Raw genomic sequence first — 21,238 nt, 5'->3', positions numbered from 1 at the left:
GAGTCAACGACCGGCGTCACCTCGCAGGGCTGCCCCCCGCTGGCAGCGTACCGCGCAGGCCGACTACGCGGCGGCACCGTGCGCCGCCAGCACCGGGTCGCCTTCCAGCGCCACCGAGGGCCTGCCGTCCACGCCGACCGGCACGTCGCCGACCAGCGTGGTGCGATAGAGCTGGCGGTCGAAGTCGAGGTCGAAGATGTCGGCGGGCGCCAGGTGCGCGGTGGCGCGGTTGTCCCAGAAGGCGAGGCTGCCGGGCTCCCACTGGAAGCGCACGGTGAATTCCGGACGGACCGCATGTTCCCACAGCAGTTCCAGCAGTTGCTGGCTCTCGCGCGGGTGGAAGCCGCTCAGGTGCTGCAGGAAGGACGGGCTGATGTAGAGCACGCGCTCGCCGGTCTCGGGATGCACGCGCACCAGCGGATGCTCGCTGACCAGGGTGTGCGCCTTGACGGCCTGGTCGAAGGCGGCGGTGGCGCTGGCGCCGACGGGCGCGGTGAAGCGGTGCACGCCGCGCAGGCCGTCGACGATGGCGCGCAGCGGCGCGGACAGCGCCTGGTAGGCGGCCGCGAGATTGGTCCACTGGGTGTCGCCGCCGTAGGGCGGGATCACCACGCCGCGCAGGATGGAAGCCGCGGGCGGGTTCACCGCCGCGGTGACGTCGGTGTGCCAGCCGCTCCAGGGACGCAGCAGCGCCCGGCCCTCGAAGCGGTTGGCCTTGCGGTGCTTGCTGACCGAGTACAGCTCGGGATGCCCGTCGACGTGGCCGAACACCGGATGCCCCACCGTCAGTTCGCCGAACTGGCGGGCGAAGGCGATGTGCTGCGCATGGCTGAGGTGCTGGTCGCGGAAGAACACCACCTTCCATTTCAGCAGCGCGGCGCGGATCGCGCCGATCTCGGCCGGGTGCAGCGGCGCGCGCAGGTCGACGCCGCCGATCAGCGCGCCGATATGGGCGGACAGCGGCCGCACGGTCACGGCACCTGCCGCTGACCCGGCGGCTGCCTGGGTATCTTGATCCTGGGTTTCCAGCACGGTCTGGGTCATCGTTGGCTCCGGGGAAGGGCGATGGGTGCGCCGGCCGGTGCGACGGCCGCCGAGGGACTCCCACCATAAGCCCGGCCGGCACCGGCGCCAACGAAGCATTCCGCCGATGGATATGCGGAGCCGCTGCCGGCGCGGCCAAGGCGGCGGTCAGTGCCGCCCACTGCCTCGCCGGTTCAGCGGCGTACCCGTTTCTGCGGCCACGCCAGCATGGCCGTTTCGGCCACGGACTCCAGCGCCGCGCGCGTGGCACCGTCGCGCGCCTGCATCGACATGCCCTGCAGCACGGTGTTGAAGAAGCGCGCCAGGGCGGCCGCGTCGGCCTGCGCCGGCAGTTCGCCGCCGTCGATGCCCTGCTGGATGCGCGCCTGCAGCGCCGCCTGCCGCTCGCGGCGGCGCGCCTTCAGGGTGTCGTCGATATACGCGCAGTCGACCGAGTGGCTGGCCCCGGACAGCAGGAAGCAGCCGGACGGGTGGCCCCGCGTACTGAACTGCGCCGCCGCGCCGCGCAGCAGCGCGTGGATGGCATCGCGCGCGGCGCCGGGGCGGGCCAGCGGCGCGTACAACTCCATGCCGTGTGTCTGCGCATAACGGTCGACGGCCTCGTAGAAGAGCTGTTCCTTGCTGCCGAAGGCGGCATACAGGCTGGGCGCCGTGATCGACATGGCGTCGGTGAGGGCCGCGATCGAGGTGGCGTCATAGCCATGGCGCCAGAACAGCGCCATGGCGGTGCCGAGGGCCGCGTCGCGGTCGAACTGGCGGGGGCGGCCGCGGCCGGGCGATACACGCTTTTCCATAGTGGTCATTATATTTTTCCGTTGCCAGCGCCGCCAGCGCTGATTACTATAGCGATCGTTCTATAAATCAGGACAGCGTTCCGGCCGCGCGGCTGCGTTCCCGTTGCCGCGGCCGCCGGAACCAGGCAACGCCGATGATCCCCTACTCCCTGCTGGACCTGGCGCCGGTCGCCGAAGGGTCCGATCCTGGCCAGGCCATGCGCAATTCGCTCGACCTGGCACGCCATGCCGAAGCGCTGGGCTATCGCCGCTTCTGGCTGGCCGAGCACCACAACATGCCGGGCATCGCCAGCGCGGCCACCGCCGTGCTGATGGGCTACGTGGCCGGCGGCACGTCCACCATCCTGGTGGGATCGGGCGGCGTGATGCTGCCCAACCATGCGCCGCTGGTGGTGGCGGAGCAGTTCGGCACACTGGCCTCGCTGTACCCCGGCCGCATCGAACTGGGCCTGGGCCGCGCGCCGGGCACCGACCAGGCCACGGCGCGCGCCCTGCGGCGCCATCTCGGCCAGGATTCGGCGGATAGCTTCCCGCAGGATGTCGAGGAACTGCTGGCCTATTTCGACGAGCCCCGGCCGGGGCAGCGCGTGCGCGCGGTGCCCGGCGCCGGCCTCAAGGTGCCGGTGTGGCTGCTGGGATCGAGCCTGTTCAGCGCGCAGCTGGCGGCGGCGCTGGGCCTGCCCTTCGCCTTCGCTTCGCACTTCGCGCCGGGGTTCATGCGCCAGGCGGTCGATCTGTACCGCCGCACCTTCCGGCCTTCGGCGGAGCTGGCGCAGCCCTATGTGATGCTCGGCCTGAACGTGTTCGCCGCCGACTCCGACGCCGAGGCCAGGCGGCTGTTCAGCTCGCTGCAGCAGCAGTTCCTGGCCCTGGTGCGCGGCACGCCCGGCCGCCTGCGCGCGCCGGTTGACGACATCGCGTCGCTGTGGACGGAGAGCGAGGCCGACCACATCCGCCGCTCGCTGGCCTGTTCGGTGGTGGGCGACGCGGCGGGCGTGCGGGCCGGCCTGCAACGCTTCATCGAGGACCTGCGTCCGGACGAGCTGATGCTGACGGCCCAGGTCTTCGATCACGGCGCACGGTGCCGCTCCTTCGAACTGGCGGCGCAGGCGCTCGGCGAACTGGCGCGCTGAGCCTGGGACGCGCCGGCGCGTCCGCGCCGCGTGCCCGCCTGCCATCGGCGGCTGTCAGCATCAGCTGCCGCGGCGCAACATCGTCAAGGAACCCGCTCCGCTTCCGGCCCGCGCCAAGTGGCGCCACCGGCACCGGCGCCCCCGGCAGGCCACCCGGCCCCCGCCGTGCCCCCGGAGCCGGCCCGGTCGCCGTGTTTGCTCAAGCCGGAGCCTCTCGGATACAGTAGAAGTCCGAATTCAGGCGTTCCATTCCACAGGCAGAGAAAGCGCATCCATGCGCCCGCCCGCCGGTCGCCCGACGGCCGCCCGCCAGCGCGCGGTGGCCGCCGGGGCACCGGACGACTAGGAGACGACGATGGACCTGCGCCAGCGCGAGCACATCGAGACGGTAGTCCAGGCGACGGCACGCGGCCTGGCGCTGTGGCCCGAGGCCGCGGACGATGCTGTCATCCACAATTCCTGGCGCCGCTGCGTGCACCAGTACGGGCTCGATCCGTCACGCATGCAGGAGGCACGCATCCTGCCGCAGGCGCGGCTGCGCGAGCACCAGCAGCGCCTGGACGACTTCGTGCGGATCGCGCGCCACGGTCTGCAGACGCTCTACGGCCAGGTGGCCGGCATGGGCTACGTGGTGCTGCTGACCGACGCGCAGGGCGTCACCGTCGATTACCTCGGCGACGCCGGCGCCGACGCGCCGCTGCGCCGCGCCGGACTCTATCTCGGCGCCGAGTGGAGCGAGCGCGGTGCCGGCACCTGCGCGGTGGGCACCGCGCTGGCGACCGGCGAGGCGCTGACCGTCCACCAGGCCGATCACTTCGACGCCACCCATATTCCGCTGACCTGCACCGCCGCACCGCTGTTCGACACGCGCGGCAGCCTCAACGCCGTGCTCGACATTTCCGCGCTGGTCTCGCCATCGGCCAAGGCCAGCCAGGCGCTGGCGCTGCAGCTGGTGAAGATCTACGCGGCCCATATCGAGAACGCCAACTTCCTGCGCGTGCACCGGCGCGACTGGATCCTGCGGCTGAACGCCGCGCCCGAGTTCCTCGATGTCAATCCCGAATACCTGATCGCGCTCGACGCGGCCGGGCGCATCGTCGGCCACAACCGGCGGGCCCAGCGCATGCTCGAGGCGGAGTGGGGGCCGGCCGGCCTGGCGCGTCCGCTGCTCGGGCTGGCCTTCGACGAGGTGTTCGAGGCGCGCCTGGACGAACTCGGGCGCTTCGTGCACTCCACGCCCAGCGAGCAGCGCGTGCTGGCGCTGGCGCGCAGCGGCGGCCTGCTCTACCTGAGCGCGACGCCGCCGGCGCGGCCCGCGGTGGCGGCCGAGGCGCCGCGCCGCGTCGCGCTGCCGGCGCCGCTGGCCGCGCTGTGCGGGGGCGATGCGGCGCTGCAGCAGCAACTGGAACGCGCGGCCAGGCTGGTGGATTCGCCCATCCACCTGCTGGTCCACGGCGAGACCGGCAGCGGCAAGGAGTACTTCGCCAAGGCGCTGCACGCCGCCAGTGCGCGGCGTGCCGGGCCTTTCGTCGCCGTCAATTGCGCGGCGATTCCCGAGACGCTGATCGAAAGCGAGCTGTTCGGCCACCTGCCCAACAGCTTCTCCGGCGCCGGCGCGCGCGGCAAGCGCGGCCTGATCCAGGAAGCCGATGGCGGCACGCTGTTCCTCGACGAGATCGGGGACATGCCGCTCGGCTTGCAGTCGCGCCTGCTGCGCGTGCTGGCCGAGGGAGAGGTGATGCCGGTCGGTGCGGCCCGGCCGGTGCCGGTGCGCCTGCGCGTGGTCTGCGCCACCCACCAGGACCTGGAGGCGCTCGTGCGGCAGGGACGCTTCCGCGAGGACCTCTACTACCGCCTCAACGGCGCCCGCTTCACTTTGCCGCCGCTGCGCGCGCGCGCCGACCTCGACTGGCTGGTCGACAAGCTGCTGGCCGAAGGCGAGCCGGCCGCCGCCGCCGGGCCGGTGCTGCTGTCGGCCGAGGCGCGGGCGTGCCTGCACCGGCACCGCTGGCCGGGCAACCTGCGCGAACTGCGCAATGCGCTGGAGTATGCGCGCGCGGTCTGCGCGGGTGCCTGCATCGAATCGGCGGACCTGCCGGAGGCCTTGCACGGTAACGCTGGCGCGGCCGCGGTAGCGCGCGCGCAGGAGGGTTCCATGCCCTTGCCACAGACGGCGCAGACGACCCTGTCAGCGGACGGCCTGCTGCTGATGCAGTACCTGCGCGCGGCCAACTGGAACCTGAGCGCGGTGGCGCGCCAGATCGGTGTCAGCCGTATGACGCTCTACCGGCGCATGGCACGCCTCGGCATCCAGTCGCCGAACCATCGCGACGCGGCAGGGTAGGCAAGGGCCGGCCGCGCCGGCGCTCGCTGCCCTGCATTGCTCCTCTCCCCCGCCATTGCGCGTCCCGGTACGCGTGTCTCCGCCCATCCGTCTCCGCTCACACCCTCTCTGCTCACCTTCTGCGTTCACCTTCGGCACGCGGTGGGCGTCTCCGCCGGCGGCGGGGCGCCGCGCGTTCCGGCGCGCGCGTCACCGCACGTGTCACCTGTTCACGTGATGTGACACCCGCCCCGTGACACCTGTCACGCCCGCATTGCAGCAAGCCGCCGCGTAGCGAGGGACGGTGCCGCCCGTGCGCGCGGGCCGGGCCCAGCCGCGGCGCGCCTGTGCGGGCGGCGGTGGCGTTTCCGCCGCTGCCGCGGCCGCCCGCCCGAAGGCTGGCACGCCCGTTGCAGATACCTGTGCAGACATCCAAAAACACAGGAGACAGGCATGGGCCAGCCGACCCGCGCCGCAGCGCCGCTGGTGGGCATCATCGCCAACCCGGTGTCGGCGCGCGACATCCGCCGCGTGATCGCCAACGCCAACAGCCTGCAACTGGCTGACCGCGTCAATATCGTGCTGCGCCTGCTGGCCGCGCTGGCGGCCTGCGGCGTCGGCCGCGTCCTGATGATGCCGGACCGCGAAGGGTTGCGCGTGATGCTGGCGCGCCATCTGTCGCGCCGGCATGGCCCCGATGCCGCGCTGCCGGCCGTCGACTACCTCGACATGCCGGTCACGGCCAGCGTCGACGACACGCTGCTGGCCGCGCGCCGCATGGCCGAGGCCGGCGTGGCGGCCATCATCGTGCTGGGCGGCGACGGCACCCATCGCGCCGTGGTGCGCGAATGCGGCGCGGTGCCGATCGCCGGCCTGTCGACCGGCACCAACAACGCCTTTCCCGAGATGCGCGAGCCGACCGTGACCGGCCTCGCCGCCGGCCTGTTCGCCAGCGGGCGCGTGCCCGCCGCGCGGGCGCTGCTGTGGAACAAGCGGCTCGACATCGCCATTCGCGATGGCGACGGCGGCCTGCGGCGCGATATCGCGCTGGTCGACGCGGTGATCTCGCATGAACACTTCATCGGCGCGCGCGCCCTGTGGAAGCCCGACACGCTGGCCGCGATCTATGCCGCCTATGCCGATCCGGAGGCGATCGGCCTGTCGTCCATCGCCGGCCTGCTGCAGCCCATCGGCCGCCGCGAGGCGGGCGGGTTGGCGATCGAGCTCGGCACGCACGACGATTGCGCCTTCGTGCTGCAGGCGCCGATCGCGCCCGGCCTGCTGTGCCCGGTGCCGGTGGCGGGCTGGCGCCGGCTGGAGCACGGCCATCCGGCCCCGGTGCGACAGCGCAGCGGCATCGTGGCGCTGGACGGCGAACGCGAGCTCGCCTTCGGCGCGCACGACGAGGTCACCATCACGCTGCACGAGCAGGCCTTCCGCAGCCTCGACGTGTCGGCCTGCATGCGGTATGCGGCCGATGCCGGACTGATGCGCGGCACCGTGCAGGCATGACCCAGTTTTCCCCCCCAAAGCCATGACAAAGGAGACAGCGATGGCCACTTCCTCTTCGCGCGGCGCGGCGGCGCCGCTACCGCTCGACAAGCAGATGCTGCTGGACGTCTACCGCAGGATGCGCACGATCCGCGAGTTCGAGGAACGTCTGCACGTGGATTTCTCGCGCGGCGACATTCCCGGCTTCGTTCACCTGTATGCCGGCGAGGAAGCCGCGGGCGTCGGCATCCTGCACCACCTGCATGACGGCGACCGCATCGCCAGTACCCATCGCGGGCACGGCCACTGCATCGCCAAGGGCGTGGACCCGGTGGCGATGATGAAGGAGATCTACGGACGCAAGGGCGGATCCTGCAATGGCAAGGGCGGCTCCATGCATATCGCCGACCTGTCCAAGGGCATGATGGGCGCCAACGGCATCCTGGGCGCGGGCGCGCCGCTGATCTGCGGTGCCGCGCTGGCAGCGAAGTTCCGCGGCAAGGGCGAGGTCGGCGTGACCTTCGTCGGCGATGGCGCCTCCAACCAGGGCACTTTCCTCGAAAGCCTCAACCTGGCCGCGGTGTGGAACCTGCCGGTGATCTTCGTCATCGAGAACAACGGCTACGCCGAGTCGACCGCGCGCGAGTACGGCACCGCGGTCGACAGCTACGTGGACCGCGCCGCCGGCTTCGGCGTACCCGGCGTGACCGTGGACGGCACCGATTTCTTCGCTGTGCACGAAGCGGCCGGCGAGGTGATCCGGCGCGCGCGCGAAGGCGGCGGCCCTTCGTTGCTCGAGTGCAAGATGGTCCGCTTCTACGGCCACTTCGAGGGCGATGCGCAGACCTACCGTGCCGCCGGCGAGCTGGACGACATCCGCGCCAACAAGGACTGCCTGAAGCGCTTCGCACGCACGGTCACGCAGGCGGAGGCGCTGTCCGCCGCGGAACTCGAAGCGATCGACCGCGAGGTGGCCGCGCTGATCGAGCACGCGGTGCAGGAGGCGAAGGCCGCGCCGCAGCCCGGTCCGGCAGACCTGCTCACCGACGTCTACGTGCGCTACTGAGCGCGGGCAGACCGATATCGCGCCACCGGCGGATTCGATACGTTCGATACGTTCGATACGCAGCGGCAAGCGCCGAGAAAACACCACCAGCATCGACAGGAGACAAGACATGTCGCGCAGACTCAGCATGAAGCTGGCGATCAACGAAGCGATCGACCAGGAAATGACCCGTGACCCGAGCGTGATCATGCTCGGCGAGGATATCGTCGGCGGCGCCGGCGCGGACGGCGAGAAGGACGCCTGGGGCGGGGTCCTCGGCGTCACCAAGGGCTTGTACGCCAAGCATGGCGACCGGCTGCTCGACACGCCGCTGTCGGAGTCCGCCTACGTCGGCGCCGCCATCGGCGCCGCCGCCTGCGGCATGCGCCCCATCGCCGAACTGATGTTCATCGACTTCATGGGCGTGTGCTTCGACCAGATCTTCAACCAGGCGGCCAAGTTCCGCTACATGTTCGGCGGCAAGGCCGAGACGCCGGTGGTGATCCGCGCCATGGTGGGCGCGGGCTTCCGTGCGGCCGCGCAGCACAGCCAGATGCTGACGCCGATCTTCACCCACGTGCCCGGGCTCAAGGTGGTGTGCCCGTCCACGCCCTACGACACCAAGGGCCTGCTGATCCAGGCGATCCGCGACAACGATCCGGTCATCTTCTGCGAGCACAAGAACCTCTATGGCCTGGAGGGCGAAGTACCGGAGAACTCCTATGCGATTCCCTTCGGCGAAGCCAATGTGGTGCGCGACGGCAAGGACGTGTCCATCGTCACCTATGGCCTGATGGTGCACCGCGCGCTGGAAGCGGCCGCGACGCTGGCCAAGGAAGGCATCGAGGCCGAAGTGGTGGACCTGCGCACGCTGTCGCCGCTGGATCTCGATACGGTGCTGGAGACAGTCGAGAATACCGGCCGCCTGGTGGTGGTCGACGAGGCCAGCCCGCGCTGCAACATCGCCACCGACATCGCCGCGCAGGTCGCCTCGCAGGCGTTCGGCGCGCTCAAGGCCGGCATCGAGATGGTATGCCCGCCGCATACGCCGGTGCCGTTCTCGCCCGTGCTGGAGGATCTCTACATCCCCAGCGCGGCGCAGATCGCCGATGCCGCGCGCAAGACCATGAAGGGAGGGAAACACTGATGGGCGCGACCACGCAAGACAAGGGCATCACGCCCATCGTGATGCCCAAATGGGGCCTGTCGATGAAGGAAGGGACGATCAACGACTGGCTGGTCGCCGAAGGCGATGCGATTGCGGTCGGCATGCCGATTCTCGACGTGGAGACCGACAAGATCGCCAATGCGGTGGAGGCGTCCGACGCCGGCATCCTGCGGCGCAAGGTGGCCGCCGTGGGTGACGTGCTGCCGGTCAAGGCGCTGCTCGGCGTGCTGGCGTCGCCCGAGGTCAGCGACGCCGAGATCGACGCTTACGTGGCGGGCTACGAGACGCCGTCGAGCGACGAGGACGAAGCGGACGAAGCCGCTTCCGCCTACCAGTATGCAGACGTCGACGGCATCCGCGTGCGCTATGCGAAGAAGGGCGTGGGCGGTGCGCCGGTGCTGTTCCTGCACGGCTTCGGCGGCGACCTCGACAACTGGCTGTTCAATCTCGATGCCCTGGCCGAGGGCCACGCCGTCTATGCGCTCGACCTCCCCGCGCACGGACAGTCCACGCCACGGCTGCCCGGCACCACGCTAGCCGCACTGGCGGCCTTCGTGGCGCGCTTCATGGATGCGGCCGGACTCGAGGCCGCGCATGTGGTCGGCCACTCGATGGGCGGCGGGGTCGCGGCACAGCTCGCGCTCGATGCGCCGGGGCGGGTGCTGTCGCTGGCGCTGATATCGCCCGCGGGCCTGGGCGAGGAGGTCAACCAGGGCTATACGGCCGGCTTCGTCGCGGCACAGTCGCGGCGCGAACTGAAGCCGGTGGTGGAGCAGCTCTTCGCCGATCCGGCACTGGTCAGCCGGCAGATGCTGGATGACCTGCTCCGCTACAAGCGCCTGGACGGTGTGGGCGAGGCGCTGGCGGCCCTGGACGCCGGCCTGTTCGCCGGCGGGCGGCAGCAGGAGCGTCCCGGCCTGCGCCTGGCCGGGGCAGGGCCGGCGCGCGTGCTGGTGATCTGGGGCGCGCAGGATCGCATCATCCCCGCCGAGCACGCCGGCAATGCGCCAGCCGGTGCCACGGTGAAGGTGTTTGCCGACGCCGGCCATATGAGCCAGATGGAGAAGGCGGCCGAAGTCAACGCCTTGCTCAGGCAGCACGTGGCAGGCTGACACGGCGTGCGGCGGCGCGCCGCCGCACGCTGCTCCCGGGCCCGTCGCACAGCGGCGTCGCGGTCCGGGCGGCGGCTGGCGCCACGGTCCGCTGCGATGGACAATGGCATGCGGTCCAATGGCACGCGGTCGCCTGCCGCCGGTCGCGGCCCGTCCTTCCCTTTCCGATCACCACAACGATGCCATTCGAACTCGTCGAGCCGGAAGTCTCCGCGGACGACCCGCTGCACGCCGAGCTGGCGCTGCTCGCCAGGGCGGAGGCGGGCGCGCCGCTGGCGCAGCTGTGGCAGGCGCCCGCCTCGCTGGTGGTGCCGCGCAGCTACCTGCGCTTCGCTGCCTTCGAGGCGGCGCGGACGGACTTCGCCGCGCGCGGCTGTCCGGTGTGGCTGCGCCAGTCCGGCGGCGGGCTGGTGCCGCAGGGACCGGGCATCCTGAACCTGACCTTGGCCTACCGCGTGGGCGGCGCTCCGGGCGACCTGGCCGAGGCGGTCTACCTGCATCTGTGCGACGTGCTGCGGGCGGCCCTGGACGCGCTCGGCGTGGCGACGCACTGGCAGGCGGTCGACGGGTCGTTCTGCGACGGCCGCTTCAATCTCGCCTGGGGGCCGGCCGGTGCCGCGCGCAAGATCGCGGGCACGGCGCAATACTGGCGCCGCGTGCCGGCGGCGCAGGCCGGAGCCACCCCGGGGCATGTGGTGCTGGCCCATGCGGTGCTGGTGGTCGATGCCGACCTGGACGAGATCCACCGGCGCGCCAACGGATTCGAGGCGCGGCTTGGCAGCGGCCGCCATTACGACCCGGCCGCCGTGGTCAGCGTGCGGCAGGCGATCGAGGCGGGCGGGGCGAGTGCGGGCGGCGCGCTTGCCGCACGCGTCGGCGAGCGGCTGCGCGCCGCGCTGGCGCAGCGGCCGCCGCCCCGCTAAGCGGCGCGGAGGTGGGCGGGCTGCTTCCGGGCGGGCGCGCCACGGGGGCTCAATGCTCGGGCTGGAAATGCAGGTCACCGTACCAGGCACGTGCCGTGGTGCCGGTATTGTCGGTGTCGGTCAACAGGCCGTAGGCGATCAGCTTGCCCGGTTTCTCATGGAAGACCTGCTCGTAGTCGCGCACGATGTCGCGCTGGAACTGCAGCCAGCGGCCGGCCTCGGCGCTGCCGCCGCTGACCACGATCATCTGCACCCGTGAGGTGAGGGGATTGGCGATCACGGCGCCCGGCGGTGCGGATTCCGACCAGATGTACATCAAGGTGGCGTAGGGCAGTTCCATGCCGGCCAGGCCCTGGGCGAGGTGCATCTGTACCCGCTGGCCAAACGTCAGCTTGCTGCGGTCGCCGTCGAAGAAGAACACCAGGCGCGCGGGCGCGTCTTCCTGTGCGGACAGGTGGTTGTCGGCACCGGTGATCGGCGCGGCGACCTTCCAGCGCCAGCTGACGGCGGGCGTCTGCGCCAGGTCGATGTCGCCGTGGCGCAGCAGCGCCGAGGCGGAGCCGTCGGCATCGGCCTGGATCACGGTGTTGCCGCCATCGTCCACCAGCGTGTAATGGGTCAGGCGCTTGCCCTTGACGACCGGCAGGTTATGCCAGCCGGGTGGCAGGGGGCCGGCCGGATGGGCGGAGGAGAAGGCGCCGCCGGCCGGTCCCCGCGGGGCTGGCACCGCCGAAGCGGCTGCGGCCGGCTGGACCGATGCCGCTGCCGTCGCGGCCGGGGTGGTGTCGTGCGCCGGTTGCGCCAGCGCCAGCGCAGGCATCAGCAGCGCGCAGCGCCAGGCGAAACCGAACCGGAGCCGCAGGCGGGCCGCTGGGCGCCACTGGCGATGGAGGACGGGGCGGCTGGTGGCGGCGTGCCGGTCGATGGGCATGGGGCCGGTCGTGTGGTGAAGTCAACCACGATTGTAGGGCGCGGCGCCGGCGGGAGGCCGGCAGCGACGGCCCGGGCCAGGCAAAAAAATCGCGGCCACGGGGGCCGCGAAATCGGGAACTTGAGGGGGGTCGAATCCCTCATGAGCGATAACGGGCGATTGCGTAGTGCTTTTCACCCTACTTCCCGGGGGGCAGGTGGAGGCGAGCATGTGGCTGGACATACGGGGAGCGGGCTAGCCGGCGGTGGCCAGGGTTCCGCGTGGCGCCGCTTGCCCGGCCAGGCGTGCGCTGATGGCAGCCTCCAGTTCCGCCCGGGCCGCGTCCAGCCAGGGCAGGCGGTGGCGTACCGGATCGTTGCCGGACAATTCGTGGGCGTGGATCTCGCGCAGGAAGTAACGCACCATATTGCCGGCCCTGGCGGGCACCGGCAGCATGCCCAGCAGCTGGCGCCGGGGCAGCAGGCCCAGCGCCGCAGCGTGCAGCAGGCCGGCCCAGGCCGTGCGGCCCAGGCCGAGATAGAGCATGTCTACCGGCAGGCGCGGCAACAGGCCGAGGAAATGTTCGTCATAGATGGCGCGCAGCATGGGCACGTCGAGCAGGGCCGCCAGCGCGCCGTCGAAGACCTGTCCGCGCCGGGTCGTGGCATGGGGCAGCAGCGCGAGCGGCTGCAGGAGGTCGAAGGCCTCGCCCCACAGCGAGGCCGCCGCCGCTATCCCGAGCAGCCTGGGTAGTTGGAAATGGTCAAGCATGCGGATCAGGTTGGGGCGGATCAGCGCTCCACCCAATTCCACTTCCCGCTTGTTCTCGCGCTGGATCGCGCGTCCGGGCCGCTGTGTCGCCAGCAGGCGCGCGGTCAGCTCCGCCGCGAGCCTGACGTGCGTGTGGCCTGGCGTCAGGCTGACCAGCGCCAGCCTGGCGCCGGGATTCCGGTGCTCGAACGGCACATAGCTGGCGCTATGGATGGCATCGTGCTGGACCAGGACCGGCGACGCGATCACGCCCACCGCCCCGCCGCGCAGGATGCGGGCGCAATACTCTTCGAAATAACTTGCCAAGATGGAGACCCCCTCCGCATCCCTACCCGTCGAAATGCCTAGCAACAAAGCTCTTGTCTTTGTCCCTTGATCGTACGAGCGGGGCCGGGCGGCGGCAAAAACCGCTGTGCTGTTTGCGGCAGCCGGGGGCGCGTGCTTGGTGGTGCAGCGAACAGAGTCGGGTGCGTCCGCCCTGGGTCTGCCGCGCATGTCGGGCAGGGCAATGCGGGAACAGTCCGGGCGGCGAGGCATGACCTGGGTGCGGGCATGGCGCCGCGGGGCGCGTGCCGAGGTATTGGCGGACGTGGGAAAAAACGCCGGACACGAGGTGTCCGGCAACCCATTTGCTGACTCAGGCGGTGTCGAATGACCTGAGATTCAAATGATAAGCATTATCATTTGTGGCGGCAAGCTTGCCGGCCACCGCCGGCTTCACGCCGGCAGTGGCTCGGTACTCAGTACGGCAGGCCCACGTAGTTCTCGGCCAGCGCGGCCGAGGCCGCAGCCGAGCCGACCACATAGTCCAGTTCGGCCTGCTGCAAGCGCCTGGCGAAGGCGTCCGCATCGGGGAAGCGGTGCAGCAGGGAGGTCATCCACCAGGAGAAGCGCTCCGCCTTCCAGATGCGCGCCAGGCATTTGTGCGAGTAGCCGTCGAGGCCGCCGCCGTCGCGCTCCTGGTAGTACTGGATCAGGCCGTCGGCCAGGTAGAGCACGTCGCTCGCCGCCAGGTTCAGGCCTTTGGCGCCGGTGGGTGGCACGATGTGAGCGGCATCCCCGGCGAGGAACAGCCGGCCGAAGCGTATGGGCTCGCAGACGAAGCTGCGCAGTGGCGCGATGCTCTTTTCGATGCTGGGGCCGGTGACCAATGCCTCGGCGGCGGCCGGATCGAGGCGGCGGCGCAGTTCGTCCCAGAAGCGTGCATCGCTCCAGTCCTTCGCCTGCTCGTCTGCGGGTACCTGGATGTAGTAGCGGCTGCGCGTCAGCGAGCGCATGCTGCATAGCGCGAAGCCGCGCTCGTGGCTGGCGTAGATCAGTTCGTCGGCAACCGGCGGCGTCTCGCTCAGCACGCCGAGCCAGCCGAACGGATAGACGCGTTCGAAGATCTGGCGCGAGCGCTCGGGGACGCTCTGCCGGCTGACGCCGTGGAAGCCGTCGCAGCCGGCGATGAAATCGCACTGCAGTTCATGCTGTCGGCCGTCCTTCGTGTAGCGCACGCGCGGCGTGTCCGCGTCGAAGTCGTGCAGACTGACCTGCTCCGCTTCATAGATGGTGAGCGCGCCTGCGGCGGCGCGGGCGTCCATCAGGTCGTGGGTGACCTCGGTCTGCCCGTAGACCGTGACCGAACGGCCGATCAGCGCGTGCAGGTCGATGCGGTGGCGCGTACCGTCGAATGCCAGCTCGATGCCATGGTGGACCAGTCCTTCCCGGTGCAGCCGTGCTGCGACGCCGGCGCGCTCGAGGGCATCGACCGTGACACTCTCCAGGATGCCCGCTCGGATCCGGCCGAGCACATAGTCGGGACTGCGCTGTTCGAGGATGACGGCGTCGATGCCGGCGCGGGCCAGCAATTGTCCGAGCAGCAGGCCTGCGGGGCCCGCGCCGATGATGGCGACTTGGGTGCGCATCGTTGTCTCCAGGGGCGGATGTTATGTGTGGAGGTAACGATAGCCGCGGCTGCGGGCCGTCGGGAAGGGACGGAGCGAACCAAGACCAGGACATATCGAACATTGTGCTTCTGTCCGCGTCGAAGCCCGCCCGGTTCACGCTCCGCGGCCTGGCATACTGCAGTGCGTCATGCCAGCTCTTTCCGCCCGAGGGTTTGATGGCAGAAGAGATGTCGGCAAGGACGTCTCGAACATGCCGGGGTGCGCCCGCCTGCGCCTGGGCCTTGCCGGTAGGCGAGGCGGCGCGTCGCTCAGGCCAGCGAGGTCTCGATACTGATCTGGGCCGACAGGCTCTTGTGGACCGGGCAGCGATTGGCCACGCGCAGGAGATCGTCGAGCACCGGCTGTTCCAGTTCGCCCTCGATCTTGATGGTCCGCTTGAGCTGGTACTTGCCGGCTTCTTCCACGTGAGCGACCGAGACGGCGACCGATCGGATCGGGTAGGCCTTGCGCTTGGCATAAAGCTGGATCGTCAGCGTGGTGCAGGCGGCCAGTGCCGAATCCAGCAGATCGTGCGGATTGGGCAGGCTCGGGTCGCCGCCGGCCGAGGTATCGAGGTCGGCTGCCCAATGGGCGGTGCCGTTGTCCAGTGCGCAGGCACTCGAGCCCTGGTCGGCTTTCCAGCTTGCGTGAATCGTCATGGGGTGTCCTTGTACAGTGTGGTGAGGGGGAGAGACTGGACGAGGTGGCGTGGCCGCCCCGTCATCCCGGCCATCTGGGATATGTCGATTCTATATATAGAGAGTGGAGAGGACTGGCGGGACGGCCCCCTGGCCCCGTCGGGCAGCATAGGTGGCGCTTGCGCCACCTATGCTGTGTTTTTTCGGCTTTTTCTTCTTCTTGTCAAAAAGGCTTGCCAAGGCGGCCGGACTGGCCTACTATTCGCCCCCTCGCAACACGAAGCGCAGCGGCAAAGCCAGCAGCGACGCGGGTTGCGGGGTTGGCAGGATGATGGGTGGTGCTGCAAAGCGCGACTGACCGAAGCGAAAAAGATGCTTCGAACCTGTTGACGAAACGCAGAAAGTTGTTCATAATCTCGTTTCTCTGCTGCTGACAACGCAGCGACGCGGTAAGCAAAGCGAATCGCGTGAGTTCTTTAACAAACAAACAGCCGATAAGTGTGGGCGCTTGATGCGGGAAGCGGAAGACCTCGGTCTTCTAGCTTACAAGTTATCAGTGCTCGCACAGTAAACATGTTTGGTTTCGTCTTCGGACGGAGCCAGTCAGTTTTCTGAGAGTGAGCGACCGCTCGAAAGAGCGAGGTTTGCGCAGGCAACTGCGCGGAACCACACAGAGATTGAACTGAAGAGTTTGATCCTGGCTCAGATTGAACGCTGGCGGCATGCCTTACACATGCAAGTCGAACGGCAGCGCGGACTTCGGTCTGGCGGCGAGTGGCGAACGGGTGAGTAATACATCGGAACGTGCCCTGTTGTGGGGGATAACTAGTCGAAAGATTAGCTAATACCGCATACGACCTGAGGGTGAAAGCGGGGGACCGTAAGGCCTCGCGCAATAGGAGCGGCCGATGTCTGATTAGCTAGTTGGTGAGGTAAAGGCTCACCAAGGCGACGATCAGTAGCTGGTCTGAGGGGACGATCAGCCACACTGGGACTGAGACACGGCCCAGACTCCTACGGGAGGCAGCAGTGGGGAATTTTGGACAATGGGGGCAACCCTGATCCAGCAATGCCGCGTGTGTGAAGAAGGCCTTCGGGTTGTAAAGCACTTTTGTCCGGAAAGAAATCCTTTGGGCTAATACCCCGGAGGGATGACGGTACCGGAAGAATAAGCACCGGCTAACTACGTGCCAGCAGCCGCGGTAATACGTAGGGTGCGAGCGTTAATCGGAATTACTGGGCGTAAAGCGTGCGCAGGCGGTTTTGTAAGACAGGCGTGAAATCCCCGGGCTCAACCTGGGAATGGCGCTTGTGACTGCAAGGCTAGAGTGCGTCAGAGGGGGGTAGAATTCCACGTGTAGCAGTGAAATGCGTAGAGATGTGGAGGAATACCGATGGCGAAGGCAGCCCCCTGGGACGTGACTGACGCTCATGCACGAAAGCGTGGGGAGCAAACAGGATTAGATACCCTGGTAGTCCACGCCCTAAACGATGTCAACTAGTTGTTGGGGATTCATTTCTTCAGTAACGAAGCTAACGCGTGAAGTTGACCGCCTGGGGAGTACGGTCGCAAGATTAAAACTCAAAGGAATTGACGGGGACCCGCACAAGCGGTGGATGATGTGGATTAATTCGATGCAACGCGAAAAACCTTACCTACCCTTGACATGCCACTAACGAAGCAGAGATGCATTAGGTGCCCGAAAGGGAAAGTGGACACAGGTGCTGCATGGCTGTCGTCAGCTCGTGTCGTGAGATGTTGGGTTAAGTCCCGCAACGAGCGCAACCCTTGTCTCTAGTTGCTACGAAAGGGCACTCTAGAGAGACTGCCGGTGACAAACCGGAGGAAGGTGGGGATGACGTCAAGTCCTCATGGCCCTTATGGGTAGGGCTTCACACGTCATACAATGGTGCGTACAGAGGGTTGCCAACCCGCGAGGGGGAGCTAATCCCAGAAAACGCATCGTAGTCCGGATCGTAGTCTGCAACTCGACTACGTGAAGCTGGAATCGCTAGTAATCGCGGATCAGCATGCCGCGGTGAATACGTTCCCGGGTCTTGTACACACCGCCCGTCACACCATGGGAGTGGGTTTTGCCAGAAGTAGTTAGCCTAACCGCAAGGAGGGCGATTACCACGGCAGGGTTCATGACTGGGGTGAAGTCGTAACAAGGTAGCCGTACCGGAAGGTGCGGCTGGATCACCTCCTTTCCAGAGCGTGCTTCCCAAGTGAAGCGTTCACACTTATCGGTCTGTTTGCTGTTACAGCCAAGGGTCTGTAGCTCAGGTGGTTAGAGCACCGTCTTGATAAGGCGGGGGTCGTAGGTTCAAGTCCTACCAGACCCACCAAGTTATCCGAGGGGGATTAGCTCAGCTGGGAGAGCACCTGCTTTGCAAGCAGGGGGTCGTCGGTTCGATCCCGTCATCCTCCACCATCGACCTTGGGTTGGACAAGCCAAATGCAAGCGCTTAGCGTTGAGCGCTTGCATTTGGCGTTGGCCAAGCGATGTGAAAGCATCGGCTGTTCTTTAACAATATGGGATGTAGTAAAGGTGTCGTGAAGCCTTGATGAGAGGCTGAAGTAACCAACACGATACCGGGTTGTGATTGTATCAACCAAAGTATTTAAGTGATCGAAAGATGACTTGGAATACGGCACAAATGCGAGAACTCAACCTGTAATGAAGCGTTTCAAGCGCGAGCTTGAGACACACTCGTTATAGGGTCAAGCGAACAAGTGCATGTGGTGGATGCCTTGGCGATCACAGGCGATGAAGGACGCGGTAGCCTGCGAAAAGCTTCGGGGAGCTGGCAAACGAGCTTTGATCCGGAGATGTCCGAATGGGGAAACCCGGCCCGTATGGGTCATCCCTTGCTGAATACATAGGCAAGGGAAGCGAACGCGGCGAACTGAAACATCTAAGTAGCTGCAGGAACAGAAATCAACCGAGATTCCCAGAGTAGTGGCGAACGAAATGGGAACAGCCTTGTACTCTTTAGCAGCATTGTTAGCAGAACGGGATGGAAAGCCCGGCCATAGCAGGTGATAGCCCTGTATGCGAAAACAGCGTTGTGGAACTAGGTGTACGACAAGTAGGGCGGGACACGTGAAATCCTGTCTGAAGATGGGGGGACCATCCTCCAAGGCTAAATACTCGTGATCGACCGATAGTGAACCAGTACCGTGAGGGAAAGGCGAAAAGAACCCCGGGAGGGGAGTGAAATAGATCCTGAAACCGCATGCATACAAACAGTCGGAGCCTGGAAACGGGTGACGGCGTACCTTTTGTATAATGGGTCAGCGACTTACATTCAGTGGCAAGCTTAACCGATTAGGGCAGGCGTAGCGAAAGCGAGTCCGAACAGGGCGTTCAGTCGCTGGGTGTAGACCCGAAACCAGATGATCTATCCATGGCCAGGTTGAAGGTGCGGTAACACGTACTGGAGGACCGAACCCACTAGTGTTGAAAAACTAGGGGATGAGCTGTGGATAGGGGTGAAAGGCTAAACAAATCTGGAAATAGCTGGTTCTCTCCGAAAACTATTTAGGTAGTGCCTCGTGTCTCACCTTCGGGGGTAGAGCACTGTCATGGTTGGGGGGTCTATTGCTGATTACCCCGCCATAGCAAACTCCGAATACCGAAGAGTGCAATCACGGGAGACAGACATCGGGTGCTAACGTCCGGTGTCAAGAGGGAAACAACCCAGACCGCCAGCTAAGGTCCCAAAGATTGGCTAAGTGGGAAACGAAGTGGGAAGGCTAAAACAGTCAGGAGGTTGGCTTAGAAGCAGCCACCCTTTAAAGAAAGCGTAATAGCTCACTGATCGAGTCGTCCTGCGCGGAAGATGTAACGGGGCTAAGCCAGTCACCGAAGCTGCGGACGCGCGCAAGCGCGTGGTAGGAGAGCGTTCTGTAAGCCTGTGAAGGTGTCTTGTAAAGGATGCTGGAGGTATCAGAAGTGCGAATGCTGACATGAGTAGCGATAAAGGGGGTGAAAGGCCCCCTCGCCGTAAGCCCAAGGTTTCCTACGCAACGTTCATCGGCGTAGGGTGAGTCGGCCCCTAAGGCGAGGCAGAGATGCGTAGCTGATGGGAAGCAGGTTAATATTCCTGCACCGTCGTATGATGCGATGGGGGGACGGATCGCGGAAGGTTGTCCGGGTGTTGGAAGTCCCGGTCCCTGCAGTGGAGAAGGCGCTTAGGCAAATCCGGGCGCAGGATTCAAGGCTGTGGGGCGAGCGACCATGTGTCGCGAAGCAATCGGAAGTGGTTCCAAGAAAAGCCTCTAAGCTTCAGTCATACGAGACCGTACCGCAAACCGACACAGGTGGGCGAGATGAGTATTCTAAGGCGCTTGAGAGAACTCGGGAGAAGGAACTCGGCAAATTGGTACCGTAACTTCGGGATAAGGTACGCCCTGGTAGCTTGACTGGCCTGCGCCAGAAGGGTGAAGGGGTTGCAATAAACTGGTGGCTGCGACTGTTTAATAAAAACACAGCACTCTGCAAACACGAAAGTGGACGTATAGGGTGTGACGCCTGCCCGGTGCCGGAAGATTAAATGATGGGGTGCAAGCTCTTGATTGAAGTCCCGGTAAACGGCGGCCGTAACTATAACGGTCCTAAGGTAGCGAAATTCCTTGTCGGGTAAGTTCCGACCTGCACGAATGGCGTAACGATGGCCACACTGTCTCCTCCCGAGACTCAGCGAAGTTGAAGTGTTTGTGATGATGCAATCTCCCCGCGGCTAGACGGAAAGACCCCATGAACCTTTACTGTAGCTTTGCATTGGACTTTGAACCGATCTGTGTAGGATAGGTGGGAGGCTTTGAAACCGGGACGCTAGTTCCGGTGGAGCCGTCCTTGAAATACCACCCTGGTTTGTTTGAGGTTCTAACCTTGGCCCGTGAATCCGGGTCGGGGACAGTGCATGGTAGGCAGTTTGACTGGGGCGGTCTCCTCCCAAAGTGTAACGGAGGAGTTCGAAGGTACGCTTGGTACGGTCGGACATCGTACCTAAAGTGCAATGGCAAAAGCGTGCTTAACTGCGAGACCGACAAGTCGAGCAGGTGCGAAAGCAGGACATAGTGATCCGGTGGTTCTGTATGGAAGGGCCATCGCTCAACGGATAAAAGGTACTCTGGGGATAACAGGCTGATACCGCCCAAGAGTTCATATCGACGGCGGTGTTTGGCACCTCGATGTCGGCTCATCTCATCCTGGGGCTGTAGCCGGTCCCAAGGGTATGGCTGTTCGCCATTTAAAGAGGTACGTGAGCTGGGTTTAAAACGTCGTGAGACAGTTTGGTCCCTATCTGCCGTGGGCGTTGGAATCTTGACGGGGGCTGCTCCTAGTACGAGAGGACCGGAGTGGACGTACCGCTGGTGTACCTGTTGTCTCGCCAGAGGCATCGCAGGGTAGCTATGTACGGAAGAGATAACCGCTGAAAGCATCTAAGCGGGAAACTCGCCTGAAGATGAGGATTCCCTGGAGGCTTGACCTCCTTGAAGGGTCGTTCGAGACCAGGACGTTGATAGGCTGGGTGTGGAAGCGCAGTAATGCGTTAAGCTAACCAGTACTAATTGCCCGTAAGGCTTGATCCTATAACCAGTGTGTTTCACTGGCTGACGTATCGCGTGTGCCCAGGACGGTGCCGATACCTCACAACCAAGACTACATCCCTATTCGCTGCGACGGCTCAACCCCGGCGCAGCAACCCTTAATGCCTGGTGACCATAGCGAGTCGGAACCACCCCTTCCCATCCCGAACAGGACCGTGAAACGACTTTGCGCCGATGATAGTGCGGACTACCCGTGTGAAAGTAGGTCATCGCCAGGCTCTCCCTCCCGCAAAACCCCTCGACAGCAAACGCTGCGAGGGGTTTTGTCTTTGCGGCGCGCCGTCGTACCTGTCTTTCGCACATCGCGGCGCAATCCAAGGCGATAATCGTGCTGC

Annotated in this window: 13 protein-coding genes, 2 tRNA genes and 3 rRNA genes; 12 read left to right on the top strand and 6 right to left on the bottom strand. The window is 66.1% G+C overall.

Features of this window, described 5'->3' with window-relative positions; all coding sequences use genetic code 11:
* Window positions 1-63 precede the first annotated feature (63 nt).
* Together BKK81_RS21150 and BKK81_RS21145 are read right to left on the bottom strand one after the other, a co-directional pair.
* Entirely contained in the window at window positions 64-1,044 is a 981-nt protein-coding gene (locus BKK81_RS21150; RefSeq protein WP_071017445.1) for a TauD/TfdA dioxygenase family protein, read from the bottom strand.
* 173 nt (window positions 1,045-1,217) lie between these two features.
* Entirely contained in the window at window positions 1,218-1,847 is a 630-nt protein-coding gene (locus tag BKK81_RS21145; protein WP_071017444.1) for a TetR/AcrR family transcriptional regulator, read from the bottom strand.
* Between the two features lie 125 nt (window positions 1,848-1,972).
* Between BKK81_RS21145 and BKK81_RS21140 the strand changes: the two genes are divergently transcribed.
* The 7 genes from BKK81_RS21140 (at window position 1,973) to BKK81_RS21110 (ending at window position 11,033) form a co-directional block, all read left to right on the top strand.
* A complete protein-coding gene (locus BKK81_RS21140; RefSeq protein ID WP_071017442.1) occupies window positions 1,973-2,971 on the top strand; it encodes an LLM class flavin-dependent oxidoreductase in 999 nt (332 codons plus the stop codon).
* Window positions 2,972-3,326: 355 nt separating this feature from the next.
* Entirely contained in the window at window positions 3,327-5,315 is a 1,989-nt protein-coding gene (locus tag BKK81_RS21135; protein WP_071017440.1) for a sigma-54-dependent Fis family transcriptional regulator, read from the top strand.
* A gap of 432 nt (window positions 5,316-5,747) precedes the next feature.
* Window positions 5,748-6,806 carry an ATP-NAD kinase family protein gene (locus BKK81_RS21130; protein WP_071017439.1) on the top strand — a complete coding sequence of 353 codons (1,059 nt, stop codon included), beginning with the start codon at window positions 5,748-5,750 and terminating at the stop codon, window positions 6,804-6,806.
* Window positions 6,807-6,846: 40 nt separating this feature from the next.
* The gene (locus BKK81_RS21125; protein ID WP_071017436.1) at window positions 6,847-7,851 is read left to right on the top strand and encodes a thiamine pyrophosphate-dependent dehydrogenase E1 component subunit alpha; all 1,005 of its coding nucleotides are present in this window, start codon (window positions 6,847-6,849) and stop codon (window positions 7,849-7,851) included.
* Between the two features lie 109 nt (window positions 7,852-7,960).
* Window positions 7,961-8,977 (top strand): alpha-ketoacid dehydrogenase subunit beta, encoded by a 1,017-nt coding sequence (locus BKK81_RS21120; protein WP_071017434.1) that lies wholly within the window; start codon window positions 7,961-7,963, stop codon window positions 8,975-8,977.
* Complete coding sequence (locus BKK81_RS21115; protein WP_071017433.1) at window positions 8,977-10,110, top strand: acetoin dehydrogenase dihydrolipoyllysine-residue acetyltransferase subunit; 1,134 nt, start codon at window positions 8,977-8,979, stop codon at window positions 10,108-10,110. Before BKK81_RS21120 ends, BKK81_RS21115 begins: the two co-directional genes overlap by 1 nt.
* A 179-nt stretch (window positions 10,111-10,289) precedes the next feature.
* On the top strand, window positions 10,290-11,033 hold the full coding sequence (locus tag BKK81_RS21110) for a lipoyl protein ligase domain-containing protein (protein ID WP_071017431.1): 744 nt from the start codon (window positions 10,290-10,292) through the stop codon (window positions 11,031-11,033).
* Window positions 11,034-11,082: 49 nt separating this feature from the next.
* Here the strand turns inward: BKK81_RS21110 and BKK81_RS21105 are convergent, their stop codons facing one another.
* The 4 genes from BKK81_RS21105 to BKK81_RS21090 all read right to left on the bottom strand — a co-directional run bounded on the left by BKK81_RS21105 (window position 11,083) and on the right by BKK81_RS21090 (window position 15,304).
* Window positions 11,083-11,964, bottom strand: a complete 882-nt coding sequence (locus BKK81_RS21105; RefSeq protein ID WP_231908185.1) for a DUF3047 domain-containing protein — start codon at window positions 11,962-11,964, stop codon at window positions 11,083-11,085.
* Window positions 11,965-12,198: 234 nt separating this feature from the next.
* Complete coding sequence (locus BKK81_RS21100) at window positions 12,199-13,020, bottom strand: hypothetical protein (protein ID WP_071017429.1); 822 nt, start codon at window positions 13,018-13,020, stop codon at window positions 12,199-12,201.
* Between the two features lie 434 nt (window positions 13,021-13,454).
* The gene (gene pobA, locus BKK81_RS21095; protein WP_071017427.1) at window positions 13,455-14,624 is read right to left on the bottom strand and encodes a 4-hydroxybenzoate 3-monooxygenase; all 1,170 of its coding nucleotides are present in this window, start codon (window positions 14,622-14,624) and stop codon (window positions 13,455-13,457) included.
* Window positions 14,625-14,914: 290 nt separating this feature from the next.
* A complete protein-coding gene (locus BKK81_RS21090) occupies window positions 14,915-15,304 on the bottom strand; it encodes an OsmC family protein (RefSeq protein ID WP_071017426.1) in 390 nt (129 codons plus the stop codon).
* 658 nt (window positions 15,305-15,962) lie between these two features.
* Here BKK81_RS21090 and BKK81_RS21085 point away from each other — a divergent pair.
* The 5 genes from BKK81_RS21085 (at window position 15,963) to rrf (ending at window position 21,121) form a co-directional block, all read left to right on the top strand.
* Window positions 15,963-17,494: ribosomal RNA gene (locus BKK81_RS21085) — 16S ribosomal RNA — on the top strand.
* A gap of 61 nt (window positions 17,495-17,555) precedes the next feature.
* Window positions 17,556-17,632: transfer RNA gene (locus BKK81_RS21080), tRNA-Ile, on the top strand.
* A 10-nt stretch (window positions 17,633-17,642) separates the two neighbouring features.
* Window positions 17,643-17,718 (top strand) — tRNA-Ala (locus tag BKK81_RS21075).
* Between the two features lie 288 nt (window positions 17,719-18,006).
* Window positions 18,007-20,885: ribosomal RNA gene (locus BKK81_RS21070) — 23S ribosomal RNA — on the top strand.
* 122 nt (window positions 20,886-21,007) lie between these two features.
* Window positions 21,008-21,121: ribosomal RNA gene (gene rrf / locus BKK81_RS21065) — 5S ribosomal RNA — on the top strand.
* The 16S, 23S and 5S rRNA genes sit together here with 2 tRNA genes alongside, the layout of an rRNA operon.
* Window positions 21,122-21,238: the final 117 nt, after the last annotated feature.

The sequence above is a fragment of the Cupriavidus sp. USMAHM13 genome (assembly GCF_001854285.1).
GTDB lineage: Bacteria > Pseudomonadota > Gammaproteobacteria > Burkholderiales > Burkholderiaceae > Cupriavidus > Cupriavidus malaysiensis.
Note: the sequence above shows the minus strand (reverse complement) of the source record. Positions and strands in the feature narration are given on the sequence as shown.